This is a genomic window from Nocardia sp. NPDC058497 (genome assembly GCF_042720195.1).
GTDB lineage: Bacteria > Actinomycetota > Actinomycetes > Mycobacteriales > Mycobacteriaceae > Nocardia.
The window spans coordinates 3,446-10,195 of sequence record NZ_JBHXMY010000186.1; the positions used below are offsets into that span (position 1 = coordinate 3,446).

At 68.7% G+C, this 6,750-nt stretch carries 7 protein-coding genes; 5 read left to right on the forward strand and 2 right to left on the reverse strand.

Features of this window, described 5'->3' with window-relative positions; genetic code table 11:
- Positions 1–162 precede the first annotated feature (162 nt).
- Complete coding sequence (locus ACFWPJ_RS14980; RefSeq protein WP_378851431.1) at positions 163–1,755, reverse strand: GMC oxidoreductase; 1,593 nt, start codon at positions 1,753–1,755, stop codon at positions 163–165.
- 64 nt (positions 1,756–1,819) lie between these two features.
- On the opposite strand from ACFWPJ_RS14980, the gene ACFWPJ_RS14985 reads away from it, so the two are divergent.
- The 3 genes from ACFWPJ_RS14985 (at position 1,820) to ACFWPJ_RS14995 (ending at position 2,943) form a co-directional block, all read left to right on the forward strand.
- Complete coding sequence (locus ACFWPJ_RS14985) at positions 1,820–2,410, forward strand: TetR family transcriptional regulator (protein WP_378851434.1); 591 nt, start codon at positions 1,820–1,822, stop codon at positions 2,408–2,410.
- Between the two features lie 138 nt (positions 2,411–2,548).
- Positions 2,549–2,704: a DUF6131 family protein gene (locus tag ACFWPJ_RS14990; RefSeq protein ID WP_378851436.1), complete on the forward strand. Its 156-nt coding sequence runs from the start codon at positions 2,549–2,551 to the stop codon at positions 2,702–2,704.
- A 29-nt stretch (positions 2,705–2,733) separates the two neighbouring features.
- On the forward strand, positions 2,734–2,943 hold the full coding sequence (locus tag ACFWPJ_RS14995; RefSeq protein ID WP_378851439.1) for a hypothetical protein: 210 nt from the start codon (positions 2,734–2,736) through the stop codon (positions 2,941–2,943).
- 105 nt (positions 2,944–3,048) lie between these two features.
- Here the strand turns inward: ACFWPJ_RS14995 and ACFWPJ_RS15000 are convergent, their stop codons facing one another.
- On the reverse strand, positions 3,049–3,495 hold the full coding sequence (locus ACFWPJ_RS15000; protein WP_378851442.1) for an SRPBCC family protein: 447 nt from the start codon (positions 3,493–3,495) through the stop codon (positions 3,049–3,051).
- Positions 3,496–3,658: 163 nt separating this feature from the next.
- Between ACFWPJ_RS15000 and ACFWPJ_RS15005 the strand changes: the two genes are divergently transcribed.
- Together ACFWPJ_RS15005 and ACFWPJ_RS15010 are read left to right on the forward strand one after the other, a co-directional pair.
- Complete coding sequence (locus ACFWPJ_RS15005; RefSeq protein WP_378851445.1) at positions 3,659–5,146, forward strand: peptide MFS transporter; 1,488 nt, start codon at positions 3,659–3,661, stop codon at positions 5,144–5,146.
- 49 nt (positions 5,147–5,195) lie between these two features.
- Entirely contained in the window at positions 5,196–6,707 is a 1,512-nt protein-coding gene (locus tag ACFWPJ_RS15010; protein ID WP_378851447.1) for an amino acid permease, read from the forward strand.
- Positions 6,708–6,750: the final 43 nt, after the last annotated feature.

Genomic DNA, 6,750 nt, shown 5'->3' on the forward strand with positions numbered 1-6,750 from the left:
CCGCGCCCCGCGCCGGTCGGGGCCCGCGCCCCCCCCCCCGCCGGCGGGCGAGCCTAACCCCCCCGGGGGCGCCCCCCCCCCGGGGGGCCCCCCCCAGGCCCCGCGGCTCGGCCCTGACCGGTGGGACGACGAGTCCGGCCACGTTCACCCGGGGCGGCGGGCTCAGATGATCGTGCCCACGTCGGTGCGGACCAGGTTGTCCAGTGCGCGCTCGGCGACGGCGGCGATGGTCATCGACGGGTTGCAGGCCGCGGTGTTGCCCGGCATGAGGGCGCCGTCGAGGACGTAGAGGCCGCGCTGGCCGAGGACGCGGCCGTCGAGGTCGCACACCGCGCCCATATTGGCGCCGCCCAGCGGGTGCCAGGTGGAGGGGAACAGGGCATTGGTGTCGACGAGGGTGCTGTCGGGGCCCGCGATGCGCGCCACCGTGGGGCCGATGTGGTTGTCCTGGATCGCGCGGTCACCGTCGCCGGGCCAGCGCAGCGTCGCGGTGTCACTGCCTGCCTCGTAGACGAATTCGCCGCGCCCGGTGCTGACGCCGTAGCCGACGAGCATGGTGGCGCCCGGGTCGACCGGCAGCGACGGAATCGATGCCTGGATGACGGTGAACGCGGCGTGCGGGTCGTCCCAGTTCTTGCTGCCGTAGACCACCGGTCCGCCCTGCGCGGCACCGAATCCGGCGGAGGGGTTGCGCCACACATAGATTCGGTCGGCGTTCGTGCCCCAGCCCCGGCCGAGCTCCTCGGGCAGGTCCGGGATCTGCCCCGTGGCACCAGCCCGCACCAGCATCCGGGTGGTGTTGAGACTGCCCGCGGCCATGACCACCGCGCCGGTGGTGATCACCTTGTTCTCCAGCACATTTCCCGCGGTGTCGACCCGATCGACGCGCACCACCCAGCGGCCGTCGGCGGCGCGTTCGATGTCGGTCACCTCGTGCAGGGTCTGCACCTCGACCAGCCCGGTCGCCTCGGCGGCCGCGATGTAGGTGACGTCGACGGAGTGCTTACCGCCGTTGTTCACGCCCAGCGCGCCGTCACCGTTGGTATAGGACGGCGTCATCTCCCCGCGCAGCTCGGCGAGGGCGTAGTTCCAGTCGATCGGCATCGGGATCGTCGACAGCGGCAGCCCGGCACTACGCACCCGCTCGGCGAAAATTCTTGCCGCGGCGTAGTTCTCGTGGCCGATGAGCTCGTCCGGCGCGGTGGCGAGCCCAAGCATGCGCGCCACCCGCGGGTAGTGGATCCGGTCCATCCGTTCCCAGTCCAGCTCCGCCGGAAAGTGCGTCTCGAACACCTCGCGCGACGGCTGCAACGACATGCCCTGATAGATCAGCGAGCCGCCGCCGAGGCCCGCGGCACACAGCGCGGTCATGCCCGCGCCCGGAATCGCTTCCACCAGACCGGCATACGGCTCGAACACGAGCGGCCGACCGAACACCACCGGATCGGAGCGGTACCAGAGCATGCGCTTGTCGGGGCGGGTGGCCAGCGGGAAGGTCTGTGCGTTCGGGCCGGTCGGCCAGCGCCTGCCGCGCTCCAGCAGCAGGACCGGAACGCCCGCTTCGGCCAGACGCAGCGCGGTGACGCCGCCACCGAACCCGGAGCCGATCACCACCACCCTGCGGTCTTCGCTGGTGAGCGGGATACCGCCGGTGCGGGCCGCGATGCCCCGCGCCGATGCGGTGTGCGACGCGGCCAGGGTCAGGCCGGCGGCGGCCGCGCCGGAGAGCAGGGCGCGACGGGTGATCTTCGACATTCGGCAAACCTTCATCAGAGGTACTGGTAACCGTGTTACCGGTCGGCGACGTTACCATTCACCCGTGACCAGGGGAACGGATTCCGACGCGTCCGCGAAGATCATCGCGGTGGTGCTGGACCTGCTGACCACCGACGGTTATGACGCCGTACAGCTGCGCACCGTCGCCGCGCGGGCCCACGTCTCGCTGGCCAAGATCTACCGGCTCTTCCACACCAGGGACGAGCTGATCATCGCCGCGCTCGCGCAGTGGATGGAAACCAACGCCTATGCGGAGATAACCCCACCCGAACCCGGCGAATCCGTCCGCGACAGCCTGACGCGTCTGCTGCGCACCATTTTCGAGCCGTGGGAGCGCAATCCCAAGATGCTCGAGGCCTACCACCACGCCCGCACCGGCCCCGGCGGCGAACGCCTCGACAGCCAGGGCCTGATCGCGGTGCTCCCGGCCGTCGAGCTGTTCCTGCGCGACCTCGACCCCGGCTACCTCGAGGATCTCGGCCTGATCCTGGGCAATATGGCACTGGCCCTGATCGGCCGTTTCGCCGCGGGCACCCTGCCGATCACCGAGATCCTGGCGACGATGGAACGCACGGTCTACCGGTTGACCGCCGACAACGAGGCGGCATCCCGGCGCGGCGCGACGACACGCTGACCGCACCGGGGCGATTTCCGCAGATCCGTTCCCGCGCAAGCGATACCTGTTTCCGATCGGCATAACGGGGCATACGCCCGATGTGGCGGACCATCCGGCACATCCCGACGTGGATCCCCTACCGAACAGGTGAGCCCCATGATTATCCTCGGCGCAATTCTCCTCATCCTCGGACTCGTCCTCGGAATCTCGCTGCTGACCACCATCGGCGTGATCCTGCTGGTCATCGGCGTAGTACTCGCCCTGGTCGGCGGCATGGGCCGTCCGATCGGCGGCCGGCGCCACTGGTACTGATCCCCGGCCGCACTCCCTCAGGAGACATCATGTATCTGTCCCGCATCATTCCGATTCTGGTGCTGGTGTGGCTGGTGATCGGTGTTATCGCCGCAGGTCAGCGCGGCTATCTCACCGATCGTGAGCAGAACTGCGCGACGCTGGGCACCATCGCGGTGACGGTGATCGCCGGTCCGTTGAACTACATGGGGGTCAACCCCAAGGTCAGCGACTGCAAGCTGCCCGAACCCAGCCAGTAGTCCGTGGCGGCCAGCTCCGGCGCGGCCATTGCCTGCCGCTGTCGGACAGGCCGGCCGGGTCGGTGCTACGCCAGTCGCCGCCCGGCCGCCATCCGATCGAGGCTCTCACGACTTCTGCGTGCGCGCCCTGATCAAATCCGCCAGCCGGTCCAGCGATTCCTGGTTGCGCGCGGCGAAGACGAGGTCCTGGGCCAGTCCGGGGATCAGCTGCGCCGGACCGCCGGAAGCCCGCTCGGTCATCCGGATGGTGGTGTGGCCCGGTTCCTCCTCGGTCAGCGTCAGCCGGATCCACGCCGACCCCACCGACCACAGCCGCGCCTCCAGCTCCAGCCGATGCGGCGGATCGACGGCCCGCACCACCGTGGTGTCGCTGATCAACATCGGCCACAGCCCGAACCGGTAGTGGATGCGGCTGCCGACGGCGGGCCAGTCCGGGTCGACCCGGCCGATATGCGAGGCACCGACCACCCAGCTCGCGTACAGCCAGCCGTCGGACAGAGTCGCGAAGGCCGCGCTGCGGTCGACCGGCACCGTGACTTCGGCAGTCAGCATGTCTGATTTCCTCGTCCGTCGCGGGAGTCGGGCCACTCCAGCGTAATTGGCGCGCGAGCCCGCCGCGCGCCGAGTTCCGCCGAGGTGAGACGGCACGGCACGCCGGACCCGCGAAGATGCGGGAAAATTGCTGTACACCGTTTGGACGTGGGATCGTTCCCCTATGTCCACCGAAGAAACGCGGCTCGGCGACCCGCCGGGCCCGGCCGACGAGGCTGCCGAACGCACCCTGTTCGGTCATCCGATCGGTTTGACCAACCTGTTCGGCGTCGAGCTGTGGGAGCGTTTCTCCTTCTACGGCATGCTCACGATCCTGGGCTACTACCTCTACTACTCCACCACCGAGGGCGGGCTCGGCCTCGACCAGAGCACGGCGCTGGGCATCGTCGGCGCGTACGGCGGCCTGGTCTACCTGTCCACCGTGCTCGGCGGCTGGATTGCCGACCGGGTGCTGGGCATGGAACGCACCGTCTTCTACGGCGGTGTCGTGGTGATGGCGGGCCATATCGCGCTGGCGCTGCTGCCCGGGCTGACCGGTGTCGGTGTCGGTCTGGTGCTCGTCGCGCTCGGCAGCGGCGCGCTGAAGGCGAACGCGTCGTCGTTGCTCGGCACGCTGTACGCGCCCTCGGACGCGCGCGTCGACGGTGGCTTCACGCTGTTCTATCTCGGCATCAATATCGGCGCGTTCACCGGCCCGCTGCTCACCGGTCTGCTGCAGCGCGAGTGGGGCTTCCACGCGGGCTTCGGAGCCGCCGCGGTCGGTATGGCGCTCGGCCTGACCCAGTACGTGATCTTCCGGCGCAACCTGGGCACCCACGGCCGCGACGTGCCCAACCCGGTCACCCGCCGTGACCTGACCCCGGTGCTGATCGGTGTCGCCGTCGCCGCGCTCGTGGTGGCGGTGGCCGTGGCGGCCGGGCTGATCACGCTCGACAATCTCTCCGACGTCACCACCGGCGTCATCGTGCTGGCCTCGATCGCCTACTTCGCGGTGCTGCTCACCAGCGCCAAGGTGACCCCGGTCGAGCGCACCAGGGTGCTCGCCTTCATCCCGCTGTTCATCGCCAACGCGGTGTTCTGGTCGCTGTTCCAGCAGATGTTCACCATGCTCGCGGTGTACTCCGACGAGCGCGTCGACTGGCGGATCTTCGGCTGGGAAGCGCCGGCGAGCTGGATCGGCTCGGTCGAGCCGGTGTGGATCATCGCGCTCTCGCCGCTGTTCGCGCTGATGTGGACCAAGCTCGGCAACCGGGCGCCGAGCACCCCGATCAAGTTCGCGCTCGGCGTCATCGGCATGGGCATCGCGTTCTGGCTGTTCGCGCTGCTGAGCGGATTCGAGAGCAAGACCGTCCCGGTACTCGCGGTGTTCGCCATCCTCGGCGGCTTCGCCATCTCCGAACTGCTGCTCTCGCCGATCGGTCTCGCGGTGACCACCCATCTCGCGCCCGCCGCGTTCCGCTCCCAGATGATGGCCCTGTACTTCTTCTCGGTCGGTATCGGCACCTCGATGGCAGGGACTCTGGCCCGCTTCTACAGCCCCGACAGCGAGACCGCCTACTTCGGGATCAGCGGCGCCGCCGCCATCGCGGCAGGCCTCGTCGTGGTCGCGTGCGCCCCCTGGATCAAGCGCCACATGCAGGGCGTGCACTGACCTGCCTCCGGGTACTCCCCGAAGACGTTCGCACAGAAGGAGAAAGACCGTGCCGACACCGGAAGCCACACCAGAGGCAGGCCGAACACCCGGCCGCAGCAGCGGATTGTTCCGCACCAAATCGGTCGAGCAATCGATCCTCGACACCGACGACCCGGATTCCAAACTCCGCAAAGACCTGACGGCGTGGGATCTCACGATCTTCGGTGTCGCCGTGGTCGTCGGCGCCGGTATCTTCACGCTCACCGCGCGCACCGCGGGCAACGTGGCCGGCCCGTCGGTGTCGCTGGCTTTCGTATTCGCCGCGATCGCGTGTGGTCTCACCGCGTTCTGCTACGCCGAATTCGCCTCGACGGTGCCGGTCGCCGGTAGCGCCTACACCTATTCCTATGCCACGTTCGGTGAATTGGTCGCCTGGATCATCGGCTGGGACCTCATTCTCGAATTCGCGCTCGCCGCGGCGGTGGTCGCCAAGGGCTGGTCGCAGTATCTGGGCACGGTCTTCGGATTCGAGTCCGCCACCATGCAACTCGGCTCGGTCACCTTCGACTGGGGCGCGGTCACGTTGATCGCGGTGCTCGGCGTGCTGCTGGCCATCGGCACCAAGGTGTCCTCGCGGGTGTCGGCGATCGCGGTCGCGATCAAGCTCGGCGTCATCGCGCTGGTGCTCGTCCTCGGCCTCACCTATTTCAAGGCGTCCAACCTGAGCCCCTACATCCCGCCGTCGCAGCCGGCCGAGAACGGCGCGAGCGGCCTGCACCAGTCGCTGTTCTCGTTCCTCACCGGCGCGGGCGACAGCAACTTCGGCTGGTACGGCCTGCTCGCCGCGGCCAGCCTGGTGTTCTTCGCGTTCATCGGTTTCGACGTCGTCGCCACCGCCGCCGAGGAGACCAAGAACCCGCAGAAGGCGGTGCCGCGCGGCATCCTCGGTTCGCTGCTCATCGTGACCGTGCTCTATGTCGCGGTGACGCTGGTGCTCACCGGCATGGTGCCCTACACCGATCTGGCCGGTGAGAACGCCACGCTGGCAACGGCCTTCGCGATCCACGGTGTCGACTGGGCCAAGAACGTCATCTCCATCGGCGCGCTGGCCGGCCTGACCACCGTGGTGATGGTGCTGTTCCTCGGCCAGACCCGCGTGCTGTTCGCGATGGCGCGCGACGGGCTGCTGCCGCGCTGGCTGGCCCACACCGGTACGCGAGGCACCCCGGTTCGCCTGACTGTCATCGTCGGCGTCGTCTGCTGCGTGCTGGCCGGCTTCGTCGACTTCGGCACCCTGGAAGAAATGGTGAACATCGGCACGCTGTTCGCCTTCGTTCTGGTCTCGGTCGGCGTCATCATCCTGCGCCGCACCCGCCCCGACCTCCCCCGCGGCTTCCGCGTCCCCCTGGTCCCCCTCGTCCCCATCCTGGCCGTCCTGTCCTGCCTGTGGCTGATGGTCAACCTCTCGGTGGACACCTGGATCCGCTTCATCGTCTGGATGGCCCTCGGCTTCGTCATCTACTTCGCCTACAGCCGCCGCCACTCCATCCTCGGCAAGAAGTCGCTGACAACCGACTGACCGGCAGTGTCGGCGATAAGGTCGGACCGGCGCGGTCATCGGC